The organism is Longicatena sp. 210702-DFI.1.196, from assembly GCF_020563125.1.
Taxonomy (GTDB): domain Bacteria; phylum Bacillota_I; class Bacilli_A; order Erysipelotrichales; family Erysipelotrichaceae; genus Longicatena; species Longicatena caecimuris.
In genome coordinates this window covers 53,542-78,628 of the sequence record NZ_JAJCPX010000005.1, presented here as the reverse complement: position 1 = coordinate 78,628, position 25,087 = coordinate 53,542, and the positions used below count along the sequence as shown (strand labels likewise).

The 25,087-nt window shown below is 35.4% G+C and carries 24 protein-coding genes and 1 other annotated feature; of the genes, 23 read left to right on the top strand and 1 reads right to left on the bottom strand.

The window, feature by feature from the left end; all coding sequences use genetic code 11:
- The first annotated feature begins 486 nt into the window (after positions 1-486).
- The 23 genes from LI241_RS03920 (at position 487) to LI241_RS03810 (ending at position 23,932) form a co-directional block, all read left to right on the top strand.
- The gene (locus LI241_RS03920) at positions 487-993 is read left to right on the top strand and encodes a GNAT family N-acetyltransferase (RefSeq protein WP_008687952.1); all 507 of its coding nucleotides are present in this window, start codon (positions 487-489) and stop codon (positions 991-993) included.
- 4 nt (positions 994-997) lie between these two features.
- Positions 998-2,731, top strand: a complete 1,734-nt coding sequence (gene thrS / locus LI241_RS03915; RefSeq protein WP_008687954.1) for a threonine--tRNA ligase — start codon at positions 998-1,000, stop codon at positions 2,729-2,731.
- On the top strand, positions 2,728-3,666 hold the full coding sequence (locus LI241_RS03910; RefSeq protein WP_008687955.1) for a hypothetical protein: 939 nt from the start codon (positions 2,728-2,730) through the stop codon (positions 3,664-3,666). Before thrS ends, LI241_RS03910 begins: the two co-directional genes overlap by 4 nt.
- Before the next feature lie 15 nt (positions 3,667-3,681).
- Positions 3,682-4,071, top strand: coding sequence for a NifB/NifX family molybdenum-iron cluster-binding protein (locus tag LI241_RS03905; protein WP_008687957.1), 390 nt, complete (start codon positions 3,682-3,684; stop codon positions 4,069-4,071).
- Positions 4,072-4,358: 287 nt separating this feature from the next.
- Entirely contained in the window at positions 4,359-4,625 is a 267-nt protein-coding gene (locus LI241_RS03900; RefSeq protein ID WP_008687959.1) for a molecular chaperone GroES, read from the top strand.
- A 27-nt stretch (positions 4,626-4,652) separates the two neighbouring features.
- Positions 4,653-6,272, top strand: a complete 1,620-nt coding sequence (gene groL / locus LI241_RS03895; RefSeq protein ID WP_008687962.1) for a chaperonin GroEL — start codon at positions 4,653-4,655, stop codon at positions 6,270-6,272.
- 215 nt (positions 6,273-6,487) lie between these two features.
- A complete protein-coding gene (locus LI241_RS03890; RefSeq protein WP_008687963.1) occupies positions 6,488-6,892 on the top strand; it encodes a cell division protein SepF in 405 nt (134 codons plus the stop codon).
- Between the two features lie 2 nt (positions 6,893-6,894).
- A complete protein-coding gene (locus LI241_RS03885; RefSeq protein WP_008687965.1) occupies positions 6,895-7,650 on the top strand; it encodes an RNA-binding protein in 756 nt (251 codons plus the stop codon).
- Positions 7,651-7,663: 13 nt separating this feature from the next.
- Positions 7,664-8,128, top strand: coding sequence for a DivIVA domain-containing protein (locus tag LI241_RS03880; RefSeq protein WP_008687968.1), 465 nt, complete (start codon positions 7,664-7,666; stop codon positions 8,126-8,128).
- Positions 8,125-8,333: a binding site (T-box leader), on the top strand. Its footprint overlaps the gene before it by 4 nt.
- Positions 8,334-8,376: 43 nt before the next feature.
- Entirely contained in the window at positions 8,377-11,103 is a 2,727-nt protein-coding gene (ileS, locus tag LI241_RS03875) for an isoleucine--tRNA ligase (RefSeq protein ID WP_008687970.1), read from the top strand.
- Positions 11,104-11,366: 263 nt separating this feature from the next.
- On the top strand, positions 11,367-12,098 hold the full coding sequence (locus LI241_RS03870; protein ID WP_008687973.1) for an RNA methyltransferase: 732 nt from the start codon (positions 11,367-11,369) through the stop codon (positions 12,096-12,098).
- Between the two features lie 255 nt (positions 12,099-12,353).
- The gene (locus tag LI241_RS03865; RefSeq protein ID WP_081484681.1) at positions 12,354-12,761 is read left to right on the top strand and encodes a type II secretion system protein; all 408 of its coding nucleotides are present in this window, start codon (positions 12,354-12,356) and stop codon (positions 12,759-12,761) included.
- Between the two features lie 66 nt (positions 12,762-12,827).
- Positions 12,828-13,598: an A24 family peptidase gene (locus LI241_RS03860; RefSeq protein ID WP_008687975.1), complete on the top strand. Its 771-nt coding sequence runs from the start codon at positions 12,828-12,830 to the stop codon at positions 13,596-13,598.
- Between the two features lie 14 nt (positions 13,599-13,612).
- Positions 13,613-14,806, top strand: coding sequence for a type II secretion system F family protein (locus LI241_RS03855; RefSeq protein WP_008687976.1), 1,194 nt, complete (start codon positions 13,613-13,615; stop codon positions 14,804-14,806).
- 17 nt (positions 14,807-14,823) lie between these two features.
- Positions 14,824-15,735 carry a type IV pilus biogenesis protein PilM gene (gene pilM, locus LI241_RS03850; protein ID WP_008687977.1) on the top strand — a complete coding sequence of 304 codons (912 nt, stop codon included), beginning with the start codon at positions 14,824-14,826 and terminating at the stop codon, positions 15,733-15,735.
- 12 nt (positions 15,736-15,747) lie between these two features.
- A complete protein-coding gene (locus tag LI241_RS03845; protein ID WP_008687978.1) occupies positions 15,748-16,476 on the top strand; it encodes a GspL/Epsl periplasmic domain-containing protein in 729 nt (242 codons plus the stop codon).
- Between the two features lie 10 nt (positions 16,477-16,486).
- Positions 16,487-17,113, top strand: a complete 627-nt coding sequence (locus LI241_RS03840) for a hypothetical protein (protein ID WP_008687979.1) — start codon at positions 16,487-16,489, stop codon at positions 17,111-17,113.
- Between the two features lie 16 nt (positions 17,114-17,129).
- Positions 17,130-18,140 carry a hypothetical protein gene (locus LI241_RS03835; RefSeq protein WP_008687980.1) on the top strand — a complete coding sequence of 337 codons (1,011 nt, stop codon included), beginning with the start codon at positions 17,130-17,132 and terminating at the stop codon, positions 18,138-18,140.
- 26 nt (positions 18,141-18,166) lie between these two features.
- The gene (locus LI241_RS03830; RefSeq protein WP_008687981.1) at positions 18,167-19,135 is read left to right on the top strand and encodes a Tfp pilus assembly protein FimT/FimU; all 969 of its coding nucleotides are present in this window, start codon (positions 18,167-18,169) and stop codon (positions 19,133-19,135) included.
- Positions 19,136-19,159: 24 nt separating this feature from the next.
- Entirely contained in the window at positions 19,160-20,629 is a 1,470-nt protein-coding gene (locus tag LI241_RS03825) for a type II secretion system protein J (RefSeq protein ID WP_008687983.1), read from the top strand.
- A gap of 82 nt (positions 20,630-20,711) precedes the next feature.
- Positions 20,712-22,385, top strand: coding sequence for a GspE/PulE family protein (locus LI241_RS03820; protein ID WP_008687984.1), 1,674 nt, complete (start codon positions 20,712-20,714; stop codon positions 22,383-22,385).
- An 8-nt stretch (positions 22,386-22,393) separates the two neighbouring features.
- A complete protein-coding gene (locus tag LI241_RS03815; protein ID WP_008687985.1) occupies positions 22,394-23,452 on the top strand; it encodes a type IV pilus twitching motility protein PilT in 1,059 nt (352 codons plus the stop codon).
- Positions 23,453-23,518: 66 nt separating this feature from the next.
- Positions 23,519-23,932: a DUF3788 domain-containing protein gene (locus tag LI241_RS03810; protein ID WP_008687986.1), complete on the top strand. Its 414-nt coding sequence runs from the start codon at positions 23,519-23,521 to the stop codon at positions 23,930-23,932.
- 247 nt (positions 23,933-24,179) lie between these two features.
- Here LI241_RS03810 and LI241_RS03805 read toward each other — a convergent pair whose 3' ends face one another.
- Positions 24,180-24,860: a peptidoglycan-binding protein gene (locus LI241_RS03805; RefSeq protein WP_008687987.1), complete on the bottom strand. Its 681-nt coding sequence runs from the start codon at positions 24,858-24,860 to the stop codon at positions 24,180-24,182.
- Positions 24,861-25,087 lie beyond the last annotated feature (227 nt).

Genomic DNA, 25,087 nt, shown 5'->3' with positions numbered 1-25,087 from the left:
GCTAACCGTTATATGTTTAGGATGTTATATCCAAAAAGGGGATATAAAATAGGAAAAACAGTTTCTGTAATTCTTACAATCTATCCATAAAATAACTAAAGGCAGTATCCTCTAACTGCGATAATTAGCAAATGGTAGAATACATATGGCTATCGCTTCAACATCTTTTTCACTAGGGAAAATGTAAGGAAAGCTTGTGTTAACATTGACAATCAGAAACTTATGGTGTATAAAAATAAGGTAGACAAACGAAGAAGAGGACATGAAGATATGTGCTTTGAAAGCAGAGAGAAAAGCGGATGGTGAAAGCTTTTACGAAGAGCCTTGTCTTTACTACCTTGGAGTTGCCCCTGAAAGGGTGTGCCGCATACCTTGCGTTATCAGGTTTGAGAGCTTCGCTTATGCGAAGAATAAAGGTGGTACCGCGTATAAGACTGACGTCCTTTGAGATGCAGTCTTTTTTCTTTTAACTGGAGGTGATGATGCATGATACTTTGTTTGGCAAACAGCACTTATGCGACAGCATTAAAACGTTATGTGGATAAGTTCCCGAAAGACAGCGTGATTTGCGGTTTGGCTTTCTTAGATACTTGCGAAGATACAAAAGCCTATTTACAAATGATGATGGACTGGCATGAAGAACGTAATCTTCCAAATGGTATCGTTGGCAGTTCTTTATATCTAGCTATGGAAGATGAAGAAATTGTTGGAGTTATCATGTTACGTCATGAACTAAATGCTTATTTAGAACGTATTGGCGGACATATCGGCTATAGTGTAGCACCAGATAAAAGAAGAAAAGGAATCGCTAAATGGATGCTTGAAGAAGTACTTGCAATAGCGAAAGCAAACTTCCACATGAATGCTTGTCTAGTGAGTTGTGAGGAAACAAACGTGGCAAGCCGTCAAACAATCTTAGCCTGTAAGGGTCATTTCATGAGAAAAGAAGTAAACGATGGAATCACATACGAGATGTATAAAATAGGAGGTTAAACGTATGATTGATATTAGAGAAAATGAACAATTAAGCATGTTGAATCATTCCTGTGCTCATATGATGGCACAGGCTGTAAAGCGTCTGTATCCACAGGCAAAATTTTGGGTAGGACCAGTTATATCAGATGGTTTTTATTATGATATTGATCTTGGTGATGATGTAATCAAAGATGAAGACCTGCCAAAAATCGAAAAGGAAATGAAGAAGATCGCCAAAGATGGAAAGCGTATTGTCCGTAAAGAAATTAGTAAAGAAGAAGCCTTAGAAATGTTTGCGGACGATCCTTATAAGATTGATCTGATTCAAGATTTGGAAGATGGAACAATTACCTGTTATCAACAAGGAGAGTTTATCGATTTATGTCGCGGGCCGCATGTAGAAACGGTTAAGCTGTTGAAAAACTTCAAACTTTTAAAACACTCCGGAGCTTATTGGAAAGGTGATGCAGAAAATAAAATGCTGCAACGTATTTATGGTGTCTGCTATCCAACAAAAGAAGAATTAGAAGAACATTTGCATATGCTGGAAGAGGCCAAAAAACGTGACCATAAAAAATTAGGACGTGAAATGGGTCTATTCATGATGAGTGAATATGCACCAGGTATGCCATTCTTTTTGCCAAATGGAATGATTATTCGTAATCTGTTAGAAAACTTCTGGTATGAAGAACATACAAAAGAAAATTATAAATTTATCAAAACACCAATCATGATGAGCAAGGAATTATGGGAAGTAAGTGGACATTGGGCAAACTATAAAGAAAATATGTATACGACAATGGTGGATGATCGCGAATTTGCAATCAAGCCAATGAATTGTCCAGGGTCCTTATTAGTGTTTAAAAATGGTCTACATTCCTATAAAGATTTGCCACTGCGCATGGGAGAATTAGGGCAGGTACATCGCCATGAAGCCAGTGGAGCTTTAAATGGGCTATTCCGTGTTCGTACTTTTACGCAAGATGATGCTCACATTTTCATGCGCCCAGATCAAATTGAAAGTGAAGTAAAGGAATTGATCAACTTCATTGATCGCGTATACTCTATCTTTGGCTTATCCTATCGTATTGAATTATCGACACGTCCGGAAAAGAAATACATTGGAGATCTGGCAATTTGGGAAAAGAGTGAAAAAGCTCTTGCTGATGCATGTGTCAGTGCCGGTAAGGATTATAAAGTCAATCCAGGAGATGGTGCTTTCTATGGGCCAAAACTTGACTTCCATATCAAAGACTCCTTAGGAAGAGAATGGCAATGTGGAACGATTCAATTGGATATGAATCTACCTGAACGCTTTGATTTAACATATGTAGAAAAGGATGGCACGAAAGTGCGACCTGTTATGCTGCATCGTGTTATATTTGGATCAATTGAACGTTTTATTGGTATTTTGATCGAGCATTATGCAGGACATTTCCCTACATGGTTGGCACCAACTCAAGTCATGGTCGTTCCGGTACATTATGAACGTCATGCGCAAGCTGCAAATGCTATAAATGAAAAATTGTTAGCGATGGGATTTAGGAGCAAATCAGATGCACGAAATGAGAAATTGGGGTATCGTATAAGAGAAGCACAGCTTGCTAAAATTCCTTATCAGCTTGTTATTGGTGATGGAGAAGTAGAAGCTAATACAGTTACGGTACGTCGTGCACAAAGTAAGGAATCTGTGACAATGCCGGTAGAAGAATTTATCGCTAAGCTGAGTGCTGAAGTGAAGGAGAAACGTTTATGAAATTATTGAAGGGATTACTGGCAGGTGTCATGGCTTTGTCTTTAAGTGCCTGTGCAAGTAATGATGACACAAAAAAAGAGGAAGCAAAAACAGAACCGATTAAGGTACTGGCGCCTTTAGGGGCAACTAGTTTATCATTGTTAGGATTATACGGTGATAAAAATGTGAGTGTTGACACCGTTGACGGTACAAGTGTCATCAGTGCAGAAATTGCTAAGGAAGATGGAGAATATGATGCTATCATCGCACCTATTAATTTAGGAGCTGCATTATTATCAAAAGGAAAAAGTCAATATAGGTTAGACAGTGTCGTAACCTGGGGTAATTTATATGTTGTTGGAACTGATGAAAAAGCTTTAACAGAAACAGGAATGTTTGCGGCTTTTGGAGAAAAAGCGGTGCCACAGAAAGTTTTTATGGCTAGCTTGGATGTGAAAAGCATAAAACCTGAAATCACTTATTTTGCTTCTGTGAATGAAGTACAACAACAATTATTAAGTAAGAAAGCAAATGTCGGGTTGATGGCTGAACCTGCTGCTACAGCAACCATTGCTAAAGCAAAAGAAAAAGGAATAACTTTAAAGGTTTTAAAAGATTTACAAAAAGAGTACCAAAATAAAAATAATACAAAGAGTGCGGGATATCCACAAGCAGCGTTATTTGTAAAAAAAGGTTCAGAGGATAAAGTAAAGAAATATATTGAAACAGCTACAACGTTTGCTAATGAAACAAGTAAAAAGGATGAAACGGCGATTAGCAAAGCAGTAGAAACGGCAACTCCAGAGAAATTAGGTATTCCAAATGCACAGATTGCGGTTAAGACATGGCCTCGTCTGAATATTAACTATGTTAAAGCGGCAACTGTAAAAGAAGATATTGCTACATTCTTAAAGCAATTTAATATTTCTATCAATGATGATGCATATACGAAATAATTTGAGGTGATGAAGATGAAATATGCAATAACTTATGAAAATCATATGGTATTCCAACACTTTGGGAAATGCCCTGCTTTTCTACTTGTTGATATAGAAGATGGCATAATTGTAAGAAAAGAACTTCTTAGCGCTAATGGGAGCGGTCATGGTGCGCTAGTTACACTGATTCAAGAAGCTGGTGTTGATGTATTAGTATGTGGTGGTATCGGTCAAGGCGCACGTGATGCGTTAGCTAAAGCTCATATAGCTTTAATTGGTGGTGCCAGTGGAAATGTTGATGAAATTGTAGAACAGTTAAAGAAGGGAACACTACAGGATGATCCCAATGGTAAATGTAACCATCATCATGAGGAAGGTAATCACGATTGTGGTAATCATGATTGTGGATCTCATACGCACTAAGCTCGCTTATATGCGAGCTTTTTTCAATTACTAGTTATCATAGCTTTGTTTTAACTTGTCGTAAAATGAAATTGATAAAGGAAGCACTCTTATCACAGCATATAAATAAAGCTTTTTACGTATAATGTGACTGTCGTTTGCAAAGCTGCTTAATGTTTATAAATCACCAGCTAAAAAAATATGAACTTTTTTTAGCATTCCTATTGCCAAAGTGCTAAAAGTGAGTATAATATAGGGTGTTAGCAGTTATGAACTGCGAGTGCTAAAACTTAAAGGAGGAATCTTAGATGTTAAAGCCATTACACAAAAACGTGATTTTAAAGAAGGAAAAAGCCGAAAAGGAAACAAAAACGGCAAGTGGAATTATCCTGACAGATAACAGTAAAAACAAACCAAGTTATGCTACTGTAGTAGCGATTGGACCAGAAAGTGAAGCAGAAATTAAAGTTGATGATAAGGTTGTATACAAAGAATATTCTGGTACAGATGTGAAATTAGATGAAGAAGAATTCATCATCGTAGAAGATGAAGATATTTTAGCAGTCATTGCGTAAGATAAAAACAAACAGGAGGTAATGAACATGGCAAAAGAAGTACGTTTTTCAAAAGATGCAAGAAATGCAATGTTAGCAGGTGTGAATACACTGGCTGATGCAGTACGTGTAACTTTAGGTCCTAAAGGACGTAATGTCGTTTTAGAAAAAGAATTTGGATCACCATTAATCACAAATGACGGTGTTTCTATTGCAAAAGAAATTGAATTAGAAGATAAGTTTGAAAATATGGGTGCGAAATTAGTTTATGAAGTAGCCAATAAAACAAACGATACTGCTGGTGATGGTACAACAACAGCAACCATCTTAGCACAAAGCATGATTAGCAACGGTTTGCGTCAGGTAGAAAAAGGTGCAAATCCTGTATTAATGCGTGAAGGTATTGAATATGCTAGCAAGGAAGTGGCAAATCATATTCTAGATAAGAGTCGTAAAATAGAAACAAACAGTGATATTGCCAGTGTTGCGGCTATTTCCAGCGGCAGTAAAGAAGTTGGTGAAATCATTGCTAAAGCAATGGATAAAGTTGGCCGTAATGGTGTTATCTCTGTTGATGAATCTAATGGATTTGATACAGAATTAGAAATCAGTGAAGGTATGCAGTACGATAAAGGATACGTTTCTCCATATATGGTAAGTGATCATGAGAAAATGGAAGCAGTCTTAGAAAATGCTTTTGTTATGGTAACTGACCAGAAAATCAATAATGTGCAAGAAGTGCTTCCAGTATTAGAACAGGTAGTGCAGTCCAATAAACCATTGTTGATCATTGCAGATGATGTTGAAAATGAAGTAACTTCTACTTTGGTTGTCAATAAACTGCGTGGTACATTTAATGTAGTTGCTACGAAAGCTCCTGGTTTTGGTGATAATCAGAAAGAAATTTTGAAAGATATTGCAGTGTTAACAGGTGCTACATTCTATTCAAAAGATTTGAACATGGAATTAAAAGACATGAAATTGGAAGAATTAGGTAGCGTGAAGAAAGCAGTTATTACAAAAGATAATACAACAATGATTGGCGGAAATGGCAATAAAGATGAAATTACAGCTCGTATTGCTGAAGTACGCGCACAGATGGAAAACTGTAAGAGCGATTATGATAAAAAACGCTATGCAGAACGTTTAGGTAAGTTAAGCGATGGCGTTGCTATCATTAAGGTTGGTGCAACTACAGAAAGTGAACTGAAAGAAAAGAAACTGCGTATTGAAGATGCATTGAACGCAACGCGTGCTGCTGTTGCAGAAGGTATCGTAATTGGCGGTGGTGCTGCTTTGGTTGAAGCTTATGTGGCTTTAAAAGATCAGTTGAAATCAGATATCGTCGATGTACAGAAAGGTATTAAGGTAGTCATGGATGCGTTATTAGCACCTATTGCACAGATTGCCGAAAATGCTGGTTATAACGCTGAAGAAATCGTCGAACACCAGAAAGGTGCTGAGGCGAATATGGGCTTTGATGCAAAATACGGCAAGTGGGTGAATATGTTTGAAGAAGGTATTATTGACCCAACAAAAGTAACAAGAAGTGCATTGTTGAATGCTGCAAGTATTTCTGCATTATTCTTAACAACAGAGGCAGGCGTTGCTGCTATCAAAGAAAAAGAAGCGCCTATGCCACCAATGCCACAAGGCGGAATGTATTAATATTAAAGAGCAGCTGCTATCCTGCAGCTGCTTTTCTTAAATACCCTAAGTTTATAGTAAGCTTTTTTAGGTGCTTTAAGTTCTGTCTGTAGAAATTTGTCAATGAATGACGAAAATGAGATTCCAATTATGAAGAATCACTTAAATTACACAAAAAACTTTTTCTTAATGCACATTTGTGCTAAAATATAAGTAATGTATAGGAGGTATGCTACATGAGCATCGGTCAGAAATTCAAAGAGTTTATTGCACCAATGGATGAAGATGATGTTTTGGAAGTGGAACAGGAAGAAGAAAGTCCTTCTCTTTCCGAATATGAACAGCCAAAATCCAAAGCTATAAATCGTTTGCCTGGCGACACAAAAATGGTATTGTTTGAACCTCGTTCATTTGATGAGGCAGAAGAAGTCGCTAAACGTTTAAAAGAGAATAAAGCAGCGGTCGTTAACTTACATAAACTGCAAAGAGATTATGCACAAAGAACCATCGATTTCTTAACAGGTGTTATTTTCGCACTGGATGGAACCATTCAAAAGATTGGACATAATGTTATTCTGTGTGCTCCAAGAAATGTTGCTGTTCACGGAGAAATTAATCTGGATGCCAGTGAAGAGGACTAGCATTGCCAATTCATTTTGAACATTATAGGGGTAATGAAAAATTCGTAAAGCGTATTTATGATCTGATAGATCTGATGGAACGCCGCCGTCGAATTGTCGTTACTCCATTTTTTGCGCCTGATGAATGTAACATCTGCGATGCTATTTTAGGGCATCAGATACCGTATGGAAAATCCGGAGGTTATCAAGGTGCAGAACGTTGTCGCTATGCACTTTTACCTTATGAAGATGAACTGGCTGATTTAAAAATAACGATTCTCAAGGCGACTTATTCACCGCAATTTGGTAAGCTTGCACATCCAGATGTTTTAGGGGCAATTCTCAATCTTGGTATTGAACGGGAAAAAATCGGTGACTTAATTGTAAAAGATAATGAACTTATCATTTTTGTAGATGAAGAAATCGAAAATTATATCGTGTGTAATTTGACACGCATTAAACGAAGCAATGTGCATTTTAAACGTTATGAAGGTGAAGTCACTTATGAGCCAAAAATACGGTATGAGCATAAAATCGTATCGAGCCTACGTTTAGATGTACTTGTATCAAGCTTTGCAAATATTTCAAGGAAGAAAGCGCAGGAGCTGATACGTGCAGGACTTGTAAAAGTTAATCATGTAATACTTGAAGAAACTTCCTATTTATGCAATAATAATAGTGCTATTTCCATTCGTGGACATGGACGTTTTTACTTCAAGGAAATTGTGAAAACGACCAAAAAGGATCATTTGGTGATTCTGGCGGGCAAGTATCAGTAGATAGGGTGATGGTATGGACAAACGTATATTTGATACGATGAAAAACGGCTACAACCGTTATCAGGTCGATGATTACATGCAGACGCAAAAGCTCCAAATGGATGCCTTGCAGAAAAAACTGGAAAGTGTAAATCGTGAGCTTGAAATGTTGCGTCAGGAAAAAAAGGTGCTTGAGAATGAGTATCGGAAATTGAATGACAATCTGCATATCAAGGAAAGTGCTGCCAGTGAAATGGCACGTATGGCAATGAAAGAGGCGAATATGATCGTCGACACGGCGAATCAGAATGCAGATACGATTATCAAAGAAGCATTGATGATGGCACGAGGTATTCTGATGGAAATTGCCCGTTTGGGTGATGAGGCTAATGATATGAAAAGCAGTATGAAAGAAGAGCTGCACAAGATTGAGGAAGCGTTGGACGATTTTGAAACACCGGCGATTCCAAAGATGGATTTATTAAAAAAAGAATTATAAAAGCGAAGAAAAAGACATGTTTCTTATCGGTGGATGCAAAGAGAACAGGCGGTTGGTGGAAGTCCTGTGTGAAGCGAAAAGAAAAATCACTTTGGAGCTTATCATCTGAAAACAGTAAGATGATACGGTTACAGCCGTTATCTGTTTGAGTGCTATTTTGATAAGAAATAGAACTAAGGTGGTACCACGTTCACGCGTCCTTAGACAAGGAAGCGTGTTTTTTTTGTTTATGTTAGGAGGAAAATGATATGGAATACAAAGAAACATTATTGATGCCAAAAACAAAGTTTGAAATGCGTGGAAAACTTCCAAGCAAAGAACCAGGATTTCAAAAACGCTGGAAGGAACAAAACATTTATGAAAAGATGTTAAAGAAACGGGAAGGCTGTGAACCATTTGTTTTACACGATGGTCCTCCATATGCCAACGGAGACATCCATCTGGGTCATGCCTTAAATAAAATTTTAAAGGATGTTATCATCCGTTCAAAATTTATGGATGGCTATAAAGTGCCTTATATTCCAGGATGGGATACGCATGGTCTTCCTATTGAAACGGCTATCCAGAAATTAGGACACAATCGTAAAGAAATGGAATTGGCGGATTTCCGTAAACTTTGCTATAACTATGCAATGGAACAAGTAGAAAAACAAAAAGCCGGCTTTTTATCTTTGGGGGTTGTTGGTGATTATGATCATCCTTATATCACTTTAACAAAAGAATTTGAAGCCCATCAAATTGAAATTTTTGGTAAGATGGCAATGAATGGCTTGATTTATAAAGGGTTAAAACCGGTTTACTGGAGCCCATCCAGTGAAACGGCATTGGCAGAAGCTGAAATAGAATATAAAGATGTTAAATCTCCTACGATCTTTGTGAAATTTCCAGTAAAAGATGGTAAAGGAATTTTAGACACTGATACTAGTTTTGTCATCTGGACAACAACGCCTTGGACTATTCCAGCAAACCTTGCAATTTGCTTGAATAAAGATTATACTTATGCGCTTGTGAATAGTGAAAAAGGTAAGCTGATCGTATTAGAAGAATTAGTAGATGCACTATGGGAAAAGTTCGGTTTACAAGAAAAGCAATTGTTGAAGACATTTAAGGGTAGTGAATTAGAAATGATCACTTGCCAACATCCTTTATATGATCGTGAATCATTAATTATTTTAGGTGATCATGTTACTGCTGATGCAGGTACCGGTTGTGTACACACAGCTCCAGGCTTTGGTGCAGATGACTTCTTTGTTGGCCAGAAATATGGGTTACCAGCCTATTGCAATGTTGATGAGCATGGCTGCATGATGAGTGATGCCGGGGAATGGTTAGCTGGACAATACGTAGATGATGCTAATAAGACAGTAACACAAAAGCTTGATGAAATCGGGGCTTTATTGAAGTTAGAATTCATTACTCATTCATATCCACACGATTGGAGAACCAAAAAACCAATCATTTTCCGTGCTACTACGCAGTGGTTCGCTTCTATTGATAAAATTCGTGATCAGTTGCTTGAAGAAATTGACAATGTAGATTGGATTCCTAAGTGGGGTCAGCAACGTATGCATAATATGATTGCAGATCGTGGTGACTGGTGTATATCACGTCAACGTGCATGGGGTGTTCCAATTCCAATTTTCTATGCGGAAGATGATACACCTATTATGGATCAGACAGTATTTGACCATGTGGCGGGTTTATTCAAGGAATTTGGCTCTAATATCTGGTTTGAAAAAGAGGCAAAAGATTTATTGCCAGAAGGTTATACACATCCTGGTTCTCCAAATGGTGTTTTCCGTAAAGAAACGGATACCATGGATGTTTGGTTTGATTCCGGAAGCTCGCATACCGGCGCCATGGTGGAACGCGGTTTAGGTTATCCCGCTGATCTATATTTTGAAGGCAGCGATCAGTATCGTGGTTGGTTCAACTCTTCTTTGATCATTGGTACGGCAGTTCATGGACATTCTCCATATAAACAAGTATTAAGCCATGGATTCGTCATGGATGGTAAAGGTGTGAAAATGAGCAAATCACAATGGAATGCCGTAGCACCTGGAGAAATTACAAAGAAATATGGAGCTGATATTTTACGTTTATGGGCGGCAAGTGTAGATTATCAGGCAGATTGTAGTATGTCTGATGAGATATTAAAACAAATCAGTGAAAATTATCGTAAGGTACGTAATACTTTCCGTTTCTTGTTGGCTAATATTGATGGCGAAAACGACTTTACTAAGGCTGATCTGGTAGATGTTAATACATTGCCTGCTTTGGATAAGTATATGTTAATCATGTTGGCAGATGTCTGTGAAAAGGTTAAAAAAGCATATGGAGAATATCGTTTTGCTGATGTGACAAGTATGCTGACCAATTTGATGACAAATGAATTCTCTGCTTACTATCTGGATTATACAAAAGATATCTTGTATATTGAAAAGAAAGATTCCAACAGAAGACGTCAGGTACAGACAGTTCTATATTATGCGGTAGATACGTTAGTGCGCTTATGGGCACCAATTTTGACACATACGGCAGAAGAAGTTAATGATTTCTTCCATACGGAAGAGGAAAGCATTCATTTGGGTGCGTTCCCGGTAGTACCGATTTTTGAAAATGCTGATGAAATTAAAGAAAAAGTAGCACGTTTAATGCTGATTCGTGCAGATGTCTTTAAAGCATTGGAAGAAGCACGTGCAGAAAAGATCATTGGTAAATCTTTGGAAGCACATGTAATGATCAATGTAAATGATGAAGACCGCGCTTTGATTGAAGAATATTGCGGTAATAAATTTAATCAATGGTTAATTGTTTCAAGAGTAAGCTTTTCCGTAGATGAGTTAAAAGCATATGAGGTTTGTCAAATTGCTGTTGAAAAATGTGAAGGGAAAGTATGCCCAAGATGCTGGAATATCACGGAATCAAATGCTGAAGATGGTTTATGTGAACGCTGTGCTGCGGTTTTAGAATAATCGATAAGGTTGTTTGTCAATTATGATAAACAGCCTTTTTTTACAGTTCTTTGGGTTGTTCTAGAGGAATCATTATTTTTATACGATTTTGACATTTTTATGTTAAAATAGATAAAAAGTATTCATGGCAATAAACATCCGAAACATGATGTTTATCTGAATGATTTAAGCCTTTATGAAAAGGCACAAGTTATTCAGAGGCTTAACAGATTTTAGATATTAAAAACTAGCAAATGAAATTAGAAGAATGAGGACAGAAAACTATGGAAATAACATCATTGACAAATACGAAAATCAAACAGTGGGCAAAATACAAAGAAAAAAAGTATCGAGATGCAGATCAAAAGTTTTTGATTGAGGGTGAGCATTTACTGCAAGAAGCGCATACGGCTGGCCTTATTGAATGTATTCTTGTTGAACAAGGGAAAAACATACCTTATGAACAATATCCCGTATACTATGTTACAAGAGAAATTTTAAAAAAATTAACTGATAGTGTATCAGGAAGTTGGGTAATGGCGGTTTGTCATTTTCCTGAGCAGCAAGCACTCACATCAGATAAGATCATCATTCTGGATGGTGTTCAAGATCCCGGAAATCTTGGTACGATTTTACGCACTGCCTTATCTTTTTCCTATCAAACAATATTGCTATCTAAAAACTCAGTAGATGTATATAATGAAAAGGTTATTCGATCTACACAAGGAGCACTTTTTCATCTAAATATTATTCGTACAGAATTACTTACTGCGATAGAAGAGCTTAAAGAAAAGGGATATAAAATTTATGGAACTTCATTACATGAAGCAATTCCTTTATCACAAGTTCATCCAAAAAAACGTCATGCACTTATCATGGGGAATGAAGGAAAAGGCGTCCGGGAAGAAATATTATGCCAAACAGATCAAAATGTATATATCGAAATGGATACTTTTGAATCACTGAATGTAGCTGTAGCAGCAGCTATCTGCATGTATACCTTTAAAAATAAATAAATGATAACTTTTTGTTATTTTAGTATAAATCAATCTTATACAAACTGCATAAATTAACATGCTATTCTTACAAAACAAATGGAATTATTAAGGAAATTATCCTTTTCCGTTGATAAAAAGAAAAAGTTAGAAAAAAATTTCCAATTTCTATTCTCTTATGATAAGATAGTAAAGAAGATGTATGTCACATTGACATCATAAATAAAGGAGATGTTTAAAATGTAGAGTTTAAAAAGAAACAAGAAAGGTTTTACGCTGATTGAAATCATTGTAGTATTGGTAATTATGGGAATTCTGATTGCTATTGCAGTACCTAGTGTATTGGGATATGTCAATAAGGCAAAAGAGCAGAGGTATTTATCTGACGCTAGAGCATATTATATTGGTGCTCAAGGCATTGTGACCAATAAAAACGGAAAAGATGAACCAGTTGGAGATTATGATTTGACAGCTGCAAAAATTCAAGCAGATGCGGGAATTTTAGCTTCCGAATCTGATATCAATGTCTCAAAATGTACTTTGAGTGGAACAAAAGGCAATGTGAAAATTGAGAAATGTGATTTTGCCGTAAAAGATATCACTAGTAAATACATTTCTATCACTGCAAACAAACAAGCTGAATTTGTTCCGGTTGATGACACTCATCCAATGCCTACAGAATAAAAAATGCTTTTTCAAAGCCTCTATGGTAAATAGAGGCTTTCACTTTATAGAAAGGAAGGGATAAAGTTGGAAAAGATACTTATCATATTTTACGTATATGCATTCTTAATCGGTATATGTATTGCCAGCTTTATCAACGTCGTGATTTGGCGCGTACCTCAAGGTTTGTCTGTGGCAAAGGGTAGATCATATTGCCCCAATTGTCATCATACATTAGCGTGGTATGATTTATTTCCTATTTTCAGTTATCTCCTTTTGAAAGGGAAATGTCGTTATTGTGGTGTTAAAATTCCCATGCGAGATACGATCATAGAATTTCTTGGTGGTGGTGTTGCAATCTTTTGCTTTCATCGTTATCAATTCACATGGGATACCCTTATCATCTTCTCTGTTATCATGATTTTTTTGGCAATAACAATGATTGATTTTGATACGATGACTATTCCAAACGGTCTTATTATCGCATTGGTAGTACCGGCTGTTCTGATGACTATTTTACATCCTGAAATCACGTTGCTTGAAAGAGGTATTGGCTTTTTTATCGTATCCTTACCAATGTATCTTTTAACTTTAATGATTCCTGATTGCTTTGGCGGTGGGGATATTAAATTATTGGCTGTTTCAGGTTTTATGATTGGATGGAAAGGCATACTTTTAGGAGCATTTATTGGTGTTTTAACTTGTGGCTGTTATGCAAGTTGGTTATTGATAACTAAAAAAACACAAAAAGGCGCACATATTGCGTTTGGTCCTTATTTATGCTTTGGAATTGTGGTATCATTAATGTATAGTGAATTTATCATACATACGTATTTATCTATGTTTGGTTTAAAATAAACGAGGTGACGATCATGGCTACGTTTAAATATACTGCAAAAGATATGGATGCAAAAAAAATAACCGGCAAGATGGAGGCAAATGATCGTAAAGAGCTTGCCGCTTTTCTGCGTAGTGACGGCAAATTTTTAATAGAATGTAAAGATGTTACGAATATTGAAAAAAACACTTATATACTAAAATTGAAGGAATTATCAGATTTCTCACGTCAATTAGGAACGATGATAGGCTCTGGAGTAAGTTTAATACGTGCGATTTCAATCTTAGTGCAGAGACAAAAAAATCCTAAAATCAAAGCTATTTATACAGATATCTATCGAAAGCTGCAACAGGGTATGACATTATCATATGCTATGGAAGAGCAAGGAAAAGCTTTTCCAGAATTAATGATTAATATGTATCGAACTGGTGAAACCAGCGGTCAAATGGAACGTGTTGCGATGACGATGGCTTTACAATATGAAAAAGATAATCGAATAAAAGGTAAAGTACGTAATGCGATGATTTATCCTATTATTCTGATATGTGTTACCATTTTTGTTGTAATTGGAGTATTCACCTTTATCATTCCAAGTTTCTCTAAGGTCTTTAATGGTATGGAACTTCCTATGATCACCAAAATTGTAAATGCAATCAGTGAAGCAATGCTTGCTTATTGGTATTGGATGCTTATTGGTGTGTTGTGTATGGTGGCCTTGATTGCAGGTATGTTGCGTGTTGAAAAAATACGATACAAAGTGGATCAAATGAAATTGAAATTTCCTAAATTAGGTAAATTATTAGGAACGATTTATACATCAAGATTTGCCAGAAATATGTGTTCCTTATATACAAGTGGGATATCTATTATTAATGGCTTAATGATCGTAAAAGATAATATTGGAAATAAATATATAGAATCACAATTTGATCAAGTTATTCGCATGGTACGTAATGGTACTTCTTTATCTCAAAGTATTCAAAAAATTGATGGTTTTGATGCAAAATTAGCAAGTTCCATCTATATTGGCGAAGAGAGCGGTAAGCTAGAGGATATGCTATCATCATTAGCAGATGATTTTGACTATGAGGCAGAAATGGCAACACAAAAAATGGTTGCTATGCTAGAACCAATTATGATTATCTTTTTAGCACTTATCGTATTATGTGTTATGTTATCAGTATTATTACCAATCTATCAAATGTATCAGAATCCAACAATTGGATAAAGATGGGAGGAAGTAGCATGGGAAAGGAAAATGTTATTTATATATCTTCACATGGAGTACAGCTAATCAGCGGCTCTAATGATAAAGAAGATATGATCAAAGTGGATGCTTTCCGCGAATATCCGTTAGCAGAAGGTGCTATGATTAATGGTGTTATTACGGATGATACCCCTATTTTGGAAATCTTAAAGGAAATGAGAAGTAATGGGATAACGACTGCCAGATTGTTGATAGACAGCGGACAGATTCTTACCAAAAATGTAGATGTACCTATTTTAAAAAAGAAAGAATTGCTGCAAATCACAAGAGATGAATTATCAGATATTGAAGGCAGTTATGAAGATTTGGTATATGATTACTGTGTGTTACGTCCCAAATATGAAGATGGCAGAAAAGGTGGAGAAATTTTATGTTGCGCGATTGAGCGAAAACTGTTAGTTTCTTATATAGAACTGTTTGAAAATGCAGAAATCACTTTAAAAGGGATTGATATTTCTGTAAACGCATTGCAAAAGTTAACAAATGAATTAGTTGATATGGCGGATAAAACCTATGTGATATCTGTTATTGATGGAAATAATGTATCCAGTTATTTATTTGAGAATAACCATTATACCTTTTCAAATCGTACACGTTTATTTTCTGATCGAGGAACTTATGAATTTATTATGGAAATGAATAGTAATATCTCACAATTGATACAATTCAGCAAATCGAAACGGAGTCAGTATACTATTGAAACGGCTTATTTTTGTGGCTTAGATGACGAAGAAGAACAAAAGGTATTTAAGAATATAAGGGAAAATCTTGATATTGAAGCAAAAGAATTTCCCAATTCAAAAATTATATACATAACAGATAAAAGTAGAGAAAAGGCATTTCAGTTACACGATTATGTATTTACTGTCGGATGTCTGATTAGAAAGTGAGGTGTACCTGAAATGGCAAGTAAGCTTAGTAAGAAAGATATTGATTTGCTTTCTGCTTATAAGCAGAAAAAAGAAACACCTAAATATACAGGAGCTTTAAAGTATGCGGCATTACCATCAGGTATGCTGATCGTAGTTTTAGCTTTATTTATTTACTTTACGTTATCAAATCATCAATTAGAAAATGAAACAGAAGATTTAAAGCAACAAACTACAAAAATACAAGAACAAATTGCGAATGATCCTAACCTAGAACGCTATAATTCCTTACAAACAGTAAAAAGAGATATTGCTGCTTATAAAAAATTTAAAAAAGATATTCAATCCTATCCGGAACTTAGTCAGGATACTTTTGATAAAATTTTATTGGCAAGTGATGTAGATATTACTGTTACTAGCTTTAATTATACAAGAGAATCGCAAATTGTTACCCTGCAAATCGAAGGCACGAATGTAAACTCCACGGAACAATTTGTGAGAAGGTTAAAAAATACCGATTTATTTGCGGCGGTTAATTATTCTGGATATGTACAGAATGAAAAAATACTTGCAAACAATGATACTGTAAGTAAAAAGCAAGACGCTACAGATAATAAACAGACGAATAAGAATGTAAGCGATGCTCAGGCATTGATGGAACTTTTAGAAAATTTGAATAAGACACAACAACAAGAAACTATTAAACAACAACCAGAAACACAGAAAGTTTATACTGCGACTATTCTGTGCACATTGAAGTAGGTGATGAAACATGAAACAGACATTAACAAAACGTGAAAAAGTATTGTTGTATATATTATTATGTATCATCATCGTTGTAGGTGGATTCTTTTATTTAATTATGCCAGCGATGGAAAAACATACGGATTTGCAAGCAAAAAAAGATACTGCAGAAATGGAATTGATTAGTACAAAAGCATCTATTCCACGATATGATGATCTTGATAAAGAAATAAAAGAGGCTAGCAAAGAGTTAAAAGCGATAAAGGCAAAATTTTATGACAATCTGAAAAAAGAAGATGTTGATAAAATAATCACGAAATTAGCTATAGATCATTATTTAGAACCAACAAGCTTGAGTATTACAGATGTTAGTGAAGAAGAAATTCTTAATTATAAGGAAAGTTTAAAAGCCATTGAGAAAAAAGATGAAAATAAAAATGAGGACGGTACAAAAGAAAAAAAGAAAAACATCCTCAAAGTGTATAACATTTCATTAAGCGTAGATGGAACTGTCTTAAATTTGCAGAATATGATAAATGATGCGAATAAAATGAAATCTTTAAAAGTGGCAAGCGTGAATTACAATAGTGTCGTTTCAAAAGATGAAAAATCAAATAGCATGATGGTAACTTTTAAATTATTTATGCTGTCATAAAGCAGGAGGTGAGAATATGAAAGACAATAAAAAAGGCTCAGCTTTATTATGGGCAATTGTTGTCGTTATGGTTCTTGAGATTGTTATTGCAGCCTCAATGACGATTGCATATTCTTACTATAATCGCTCAGTTGAAAAGAATATAGAAAGGCAGGCCTATCTTTCTGCTAAGAGTGTTGTGACAAATGTTACAGAAAATATTCTGAATAAAAATTCAGATTATATAAAGTTAATTCCAGATGGTACAAATAGTGTGACTACGACGATCAATGACGTGGTGAATGGAAAACATACATTCCCAGAAGCATTAGGTAAATTAAAATCATTGACATTGAGTGTTTCTACTAAAACGGTAGATGATGTTGAATATGTCTTTTTAACGATTAGTGGAACTGTAACTTATGCTAGTAAGACATGTACCATAAGTGCGGATTTAAAAAGACTTGTAACTGAATCAAATAAAAATTGGACATTGATTAAATATTATGAAGGCAGTAAAGAAGTTCAATTACCATATAATATTCAAACAGGTAAGGATACATATGATTCTATTGATACAATTTTCACTTATTTTAAGAATGGTGATAAAGCGGCAATGCAAGAAGAGTATAAGAAACATGGTATAAGTGTAACAGATGGATTAACATTTAATAACGATAAATTACGAATTTATATTTATCAAGTGCTTATGAATGGTTCTTCACCAAAGTTGAATATGGATGAGTTTAACTTGCCAAAATCATTAGCTGGTTCGCAATTATATGCTCATGTAATGTTTGGTGTAGTAGATGGCGAGCCTGTCTGTTTCATCTATGCAACGGCAACGGAAAGTGGTGCTGTTTCTGATTGGAAACCAATTTTAGTTTTTGATCCAATTACGCAACACTGGTATTTTAGAGTAAATCAATGGGGGAATAATGATTATCTTAGCATGGCACAATTGAATAGTGGGACTCCCGAAAATAGAAGAATTATATATGATAATTTAATAAGTAGCTTTGTAGAAGAAAATATAGCAGATAAATAGCTTAAAATGAGAAGGAGGTTATAGGTATGAACAATAAAGGTGTTACATTAATTGAAATGATTGTCGCTATCTTGATTCTGTCTATTTCCTCTATAACGATTGCGGCAGGGTTCAATGGTGTTATTCAACGAATGGGCAAAGCTGCTAAAGTTAAAACAGCTAGCAATGAGATGTTTTCCTTTATCGAAGGCAATCAAGAAGTTAAAGATAAAGTAAAGGTGAATAAAAAAGATCAAGATGCCTCTTATATATTGCATGCTGATAATGGTGTTGATGATATAGAAGTACAAGCTACCTATAATGAGTATACAGGTACAAACGGTGCAGATATCGTTTTAAAAGCAATCACTAAAATTAAACAGAGCACCACTCCGTTAAAGGATTTTGATGTATATAAAGATAGTGTAAATATAGGAAATGATCTATATGCTACATTAAATGATAGTGAAACAAAGAGTTGTGGATTAAATCAAAGTACTTGTAAAAGAGATGGCTATAATGATCATGTTTTTAAAAATTTAAAAGATACTTATCAAATTCAACCATTTCCAAATGAACTATTGCCTTCTGAATATAAAAGCCAACCATTTTATATAAATGCGTTTTATGCTTGGGAAAATAAGACGATATCAACAAATTGTAGTAATGAAAAGTTGATATATTTATCGACAACTAATAAATATTATGAATATTCTCCTTATGAATTAAACGTCGATAATATTTCAATTATTTATAATTATTTAGATAATAAATGGTATTGTAAGCCTTCCAATATTACAGTTGCGATTGTTTATGATGATAAGATGTTTAGTGGTGCTTATTATCATGACACTTATATATCTGTAAATGGGGCAACAGAACAAAGGTATGATGATTTTCAGGATTTTATACATAAAGAAGTGAAGAAACAAAATTCAGGTTGGTATGTCTTAGATCCTGATGAGAACTATGATGGTGAAAATATTGATGATTGTTGGATTTCAGTAAATTCGTGATGACGTTAGGAAGGAGAAATAACTATGAAGTCAAAAAAACTTAATAATAAAGGCTTTACTTTAATGGAAATCATTGTGACTTTGCTTATTTCTTCTTTAGTTATGATGATTGCTGGTTCTTTAATTTTGAACTCTCTAGGGTATTTTAATAAAGCTGCCACAACAGATGCGGATAAACAATCTTTAGATCTATTGGCGGATTTCGTAAGAGATCAGCTGTTATATGCAAGTGATGTAAAGGTTTTAAAAAGTAATGAAGAAAGACCTGAGGGAAATGATTGGAAATGGCTTTATGTCAAAGATGGTAGATTAATGCTCGGTCATGTTGACGCAACAGATAGTGAAGCATATAATGATGATTTTTATAATAGACGAATATTAGAAATAAGTGCTAAGGGTTTTAATGAAAATCGACTTGATTTGAAATTCATTTATTATAAGAATAACGATAGCGAGAAAAAAGAAGTATATAAAACTTCAACAACATTAGAACTTTTGAATATGGAACATAATAAAAATGCAAATCCTTTACAGGCGGAAACAAAAAATTTGACAGACCATATTATTTATTACCGCAATGGTGAATTTGAAAATAAAGAATCTAGTGGCGGTGGTGAAGAAGAACCGGATGATACAGATTATGATGGAACTGTTGGAGGGGAAATCGCTTGTAAAAATGACTCTAATACTGATACTTGGAGTAAAGGTAAGAATTTTAAAAAAGGTACTTTTGTTGAGTTTCCTCAGGGCTCTGGCAGTTGGTATAGGGCTATAGTAGATATAAATAACTCACAGAGTGATCCTAATCATAATGACGATGGGGCATGGAAAAGTATTATTTATGCTAGTATACCGAGCGTATGGCAAACTTTTAGTGCTTATGAAAAAGGTGATGTAGTGAAATACCCTGCGAATGGTGGTTATTATTATATCAAGATTAGAGATTATTCTCCAACTGAAAAAGGGACACCATATGCTCCGACAGGTGGACCCAATGATAATGCAACTTGGAAGTATATTAAATATGAAGATATTCCACGGAAAACATGTAAAATTGAAGAAGATACTCCTACAGATAACAGTAGTAAAACGGTAGCGGGTGAATATGAACGTTGCTCAAGTAAACTTCTAGAATGGGAAGGTGGACAATGGATTTATCCAGGTGAATATGTGTACTATGAGGGTCAAATATATCGTTTTATATATCATGTGGAATTAAATTGGGGTCATTTACAAAAAGATCCTCCTGGATCAAATGCAAATAGTCGTAATTACTGGAAAAAAATAAGTGAGGATTTTGATGAATATAGTTCTTATTTTGAGGGAGATATTGTTAAAGATGTTGATGGAAACTATTACCGTGTGAATATCGCCTGGGTAAGTACTGGAGAACATCCTAAAGATATGGTTGCAAAAGGACAAGCTGGATGGGAGTTAATTGACATAAATAATGATACTATCAGCGCTCCAGCATGTAGAACAACTTGGTGGTAATTCTTTTCAATTTCCTGTTCTTTACTTTTCTTCTAGTATAAGAAGATAACAATATCATAAATAATAAGGAGGACGCACTCTTATGAAAAATATACCAATAGGTGAAGTATTAAAAGAATATGGTTATATCTCTGAAGAACAACTTCAAACAGCACTTGCCGAGCAGAAGAAAGATCGATCAAAACGTTTAGGTCAGCATTTGATTGATTTAGGCTTTATCAGCGAAAAACAGATGTTAAAAGCATTGAGTGATAAGTTAAATGAACCATTGGTTGATATGAACAATGTAGAAATCGAAGTCGATGCCGTAGCAAAGATTCCAAAGACTTTAGCATTAAAGTATGATCTGATTGCGATTTCTGAGAATAATGGACGCTTAACGGTGGTTACCAGTGATCCATTGAATTTCTATGGCATTGAAGATGTACGATTAGTTACAGGTATGAATCTTGCTATATGCTTAAGTGAAAAGAAAGAAATTCTACGAGCGATTGATTATTATTATGCGGAAATCAAGGCACGTGAAGCTGCCAGTGTGGCAAATGAAAATGTTGTTTCTTTTGAATTTGATGAAAGTGAATTATTTAATTCTGAAGAAGATGATACACCGGTTGTTAAACTGTTTAGCTCTTTGCTGACAAGAGGGTATAATGCAAATGCAAGTGATATTCATATTGAACCATTTGAAGATAAAACCATGGTACGTATGCGTATTGATGGAATGATCATTGATTATGTTCAGCTGGCAAAGAATCTACATCAATCTCTTATTGTGCGTATCAAGATCATGGCAAATATGGATATTGCTGAAAAACGTGTTCCTCAGGATGGTCATTTTGTTACGACCTTAGAAGGTACGAAGATGAACCTTCGTGTATCTGTCATTCCTACAGTGTATGGAGAAAAGGCCGTTTTACGTTTTTTAAATAGCAATACGCCAATTCTGAATGATACTCAATATGGTATGAATTTAGAAAATTATCAAAAGATGCGCAAGATGATGGAAATGCCGCATGGTATCATATACTTAACCGGGCCTACCGGAAGCGGGAAAACAACGACGTTATATATGATTTTGGAAACTTTGGCAAAACGTCAGGTAAATATTTCAACGATCGAAGATCCTGTGGAGAAAAACATTGAACGTGTCAATCAGATGCAGATTAATAATGCGGCAGGCTTGACCTTTGAAAAGGGATTGCGTGCATTATTGCGACAGGATCCCGATATTATCATGGTTGGTGAAACACGTGATGGAGAAACCGCTTCTATATCTGTCAGAGCAGCAATCACCGGACACTTGGTATTAAGCTCTTTACATACCAATGATGCAATTAGTACGATTGTTCGTTTGCAGGATATGGGGGTAGAGCCGTATATGGTAGCCAATTCTTTAATTGGTAGTGTTTCACAGCGTTTGGTTAGAACAATCTGTCCACATTGTAAAGAAAAGATACGAACAACGGCGCTTGAACGTGAAGAACTTGGTGAAGATGTCGAATATATGTATCGTGGAGCAGGATGTCATCAATGCAACCAGACAGGGTATAAAGGCAGAACCGCAGTGCATGAAATTATTTTGATTGATAAAGAAATGCGACGTATGATATCCAGTCATAAAGATATTGATGATATTTATGCTTATGTGAAAAAAAGTCAAAATTTAAGAACGCTGCGTGAAGAAACAATACAGCTTGTGAAAGATGGTTTAACAACGATTGATGAATTACGTAAAATCAGTGTATACTCTGATTAGGAGGCTTTATGAATCAATTACTTGAAGAAGCTTTGCAATATGCGCGTGAGAATGGATGCAGTGATTTACATTTGAATGTAGATGGTCCGGCAATGATTCGTAAAAATGGAAAGCTGATTGAATTTCCTAAACAGTTTGATAATGCACAAACAACAGAAATGATCTTATCCATGTTGAATGATTTGCAAATGGAACAGTTGAAACAGGGAAAAGATATTGACTTTACGTATGTTGATCAAAAGCATGAACGTCAACGTGTAAATGTATATCGACAACAGGATAAGTTAGCAGCGGCTATACGTATCATTGATAATCGTATTCGTTCTTTAGAGGAATTGATGCTGCCGGATGTTCTTAAGAAGTTAGCAATGGAACCACGTGGTTTAGTACTAGTGACAGGTCCTACCGGAAGTGGGAAATCTACCACATTGGCAGCTATCATGCAGTATATCAATGAGCGTAGAGATTGTCATATCTTAACGATTGAGGATCCAGTAGAGTATTTATATGAACGCTCGAAAGCTTTGATTCATCAACGTGAAATCGGACGTGATGTTGATTCCTTTGATACGGCATTACGCAGTGCAATGCGTGAAGATCCGGATGTTATTTTAGTTGGAGAAATGCGTGATTATGAAACGATAGCAGCAGTAGTTACTTTGGCGGAAACCGGACATTTAGTATTTTCCACCTTACATACGATTGGTGCAGCTAAAACAATTGATCGTATCATTGATGTGTTTCCTCCTCATAAACAGGAACAGATCCGTATGCAGATATCAGGAATCTTACGTGCGGTAATCACACAGCAATTACTTCCAACACTAGATGGAAAAGGCAGAGTAGCTGCTTTGGAAATTATGGTTGGAAATGATGCGATTAGCAGTATGATTCGTGATAATAAGGTACATCAGATCAATTCGCAGATTCAAACAGGGGCAAAAGATGGCATGCAGACATTGAATTTTGCGTTAGCTAAGCTTGTGCGTACACAGAAAATTGGGTTGGATATTGCGGAGAAATATAGTGATGATGCAAAAGAATTACGTCAGTATTTAGGCATGTGAGAAATCATGTGCTTTTTATAATTATGAATGCAGGGATAATATAAAAATGATAAAGGAACTGATTTTATGTATGAAAGAATGCTAGAAAAACAAAATAAACCTACTATAGAAGCAATGAAAGCATATTGTGGAGAAGCATCTTCCTTATTCACAATATTGCATTCATGGTTAATGCAATATTCTGATATAACCTATGATATCGTTTTTCCTTATGGAAATCATTATGGATGGGGAATTGCATTTCGGAAAAAGAACAAGTTGATTTGTAATATTTTTCCTGAAAAAGATGCCTTTACTGTAATGATTCGTCTTACGAATCAACAATTTGAATCCATTTATGATAAGGTAGAATCATATACACAAGCCTATATTGATCAAAAATATGCCTGTGGAGATGGTGGTTGGATACATTACCGTGTGTTAAGTGAGGTCCATGTAGAGGATATAAAGAAATTAGTAAAAAGTAAGTGTCACATCTAGAATAACCACATTTTAAATATAATGGGAAGATGTTATATCTAAACGTTCGATTAATGTAAAATGCAATAGGCTGGATAAGGCTACTTGTTAAATATAGAATGCAAAAAGTTATTGACATTAAAATACTATCTTGGTTTAGACGAGTAGTTTTGCGTTTTATTCTATAATTAAATGCTTTCATAATTTATAAAAAGGCGATGTTATCGCCCTTTACTCATGAAAAAATACTAAGATAAAAAATCTTTTATTAAGGATCAATAACTGTAGGTGTTCTGCCAATACCTACTACTTCATTCACAAGACGTGTCCATGTTCCGCAACCACTTATGCCATCTGCTGTTAATCCATTATTACGTTGGTAAGCGATAAGAGCGGCGCGAGTATTACTTCCAAAGGCGCCATCCAATGTTTGTGTGCTATAACCTAAAGCATTTAAAGCATCTTGTAAAATGAGCACATACACACCTCGACTGCCTTGTCGCAGGGTAGGATAACCAGCACTGCACGCAGGAGTGCCATAACGTTTATCGAAATGAACCCATGTCGGTGTCATTGAAATAGGCTCTACATATACCCAAACACCTAGATTCTTTGCGACATTCCATATCCGATTTCGCTGTGTTTGCGACAATGCCTGACCGACATCAAAGGATACCCCTGCATAATGCTGGGACTGTCTGCCATGCCCGCCTTCCCATATACGTTTAAAGGCATAACGAAAGGGAATGGGAGCGCCATAAGATCGTCTTGTCGCGTTCCAGGATTCCATGGCAGCATTCGTCGTCCATAAAACATTAGAACGTGAAGAACCACGGAACTCACTTACCCGCATGGTATCACCATACACATATGGCATAGTGTCATTTTCACTCAAATCAAAAACTTCTAAAGCTTCGCTATATACATCATAAACGATAACTTTTGCCACATGAAGAACCTCCTTTCTTTCCACTTTATGAAATTTCTGGACAAATGGTATGGGGTAAATCCACAAACTTCCTTGAAAACAGTTACAAAGCAAAAATATTAGCTTATGCAGATATTGGTGATTTCTGAACTTGCTATATTTAAGTATCATAAACAAATCATACAAAAAAACATATATGTATAGATACTTTCCAAATGGAAATGACTATACTTAAATTGTAGATAAAC

Bases quoted from the DNA above. Each gene is read 5' to 3' on its own strand.
- LI241_RS03880 (WP_008687968.1), top strand. From the start codon at position 7,664: ATGGACAAACGTATATTTGATACGATGAAAAACGGCTACAACCGTTAT.
- ileS (WP_008687970.1), top strand. From the start codon at position 8,377: ATGGAATACAAAGAAACATTATTGATGCCAAAAACAAAGTTTGAAATG.
- LI241_RS03855 (WP_008687976.1), top strand. From the start codon at position 13,613: ATGGCTACGTTTAAATATACTGCAAAAGATATGGATGCAAAAAAAATA.
- LI241_RS03920 (WP_008687952.1), top strand. From the start codon at position 487: ATGATACTTTGTTTGGCAAACAGCACTTATGCGACAGCATTAAAACGT.
- groL (WP_008687962.1), top strand. From the start codon at position 4,653: ATGGCAAAAGAAGTACGTTTTTCAAAAGATGCAAGAAATGCAATGTTA.
- LI241_RS03870 (WP_008687973.1), top strand. From the start codon at position 11,367: ATGGAAATAACATCATTGACAAATACGAAAATCAAACAGTGGGCAAAA.
- pilM (WP_008687977.1), top strand. From the start codon at position 14,824: ATGGGAAAGGAAAATGTTATTTATATATCTTCACATGGAGTACAGCTA.
- LI241_RS03910 (WP_008687955.1), top strand. From the start codon at position 2,728: ATGAAATTATTGAAGGGATTACTGGCAGGTGTCATGGCTTTGTCTTTA.
- LI241_RS03810 (WP_008687986.1), top strand. From the start codon at position 23,519: ATGTATGAAAGAATGCTAGAAAAACAAAATAAACCTACTATAGAAGCA.
- LI241_RS03845 (WP_008687978.1), top strand. From the start codon at position 15,748: ATGGCAAGTAAGCTTAGTAAGAAAGATATTGATTTGCTTTCTGCTTAT.
- LI241_RS03905 (WP_008687957.1), top strand. From the start codon at position 3,682: ATGAAATATGCAATAACTTATGAAAATCATATGGTATTCCAACACTTT.
- LI241_RS03890 (WP_008687963.1), top strand. From the start codon at position 6,488: ATGAGCATCGGTCAGAAATTCAAAGAGTTTATTGCACCAATGGATGAA.
- LI241_RS03820 (WP_008687984.1), top strand. From the start codon at position 20,712: ATGAAAAATATACCAATAGGTGAAGTATTAAAAGAATATGGTTATATC.
- LI241_RS03900 (WP_008687959.1), top strand. From the start codon at position 4,359: ATGTTAAAGCCATTACACAAAAACGTGATTTTAAAGAAGGAAAAAGCC.
- LI241_RS03835 (WP_008687980.1), top strand. From the start codon at position 17,130: ATGAAAGACAATAAAAAAGGCTCAGCTTTATTATGGGCAATTGTTGTC.
- LI241_RS03825 (WP_008687983.1), top strand. From the start codon at position 19,160: ATGAAGTCAAAAAAACTTAATAATAAAGGCTTTACTTTAATGGAAATC.
- LI241_RS03830 (WP_008687981.1), top strand. From the start codon at position 18,167: ATGAACAATAAAGGTGTTACATTAATTGAAATGATTGTCGCTATCTTG.
- LI241_RS03840 (WP_008687979.1), top strand. From the start codon at position 16,487: ATGAAACAGACATTAACAAAACGTGAAAAAGTATTGTTGTATATATTA.
- LI241_RS03815 (WP_008687985.1), top strand. From the start codon at position 22,394: ATGAATCAATTACTTGAAGAAGCTTTGCAATATGCGCGTGAGAATGGA.
- thrS (WP_008687954.1), top strand. From the start codon at position 998: ATGATTGATATTAGAGAAAATGAACAATTAAGCATGTTGAATCATTCC.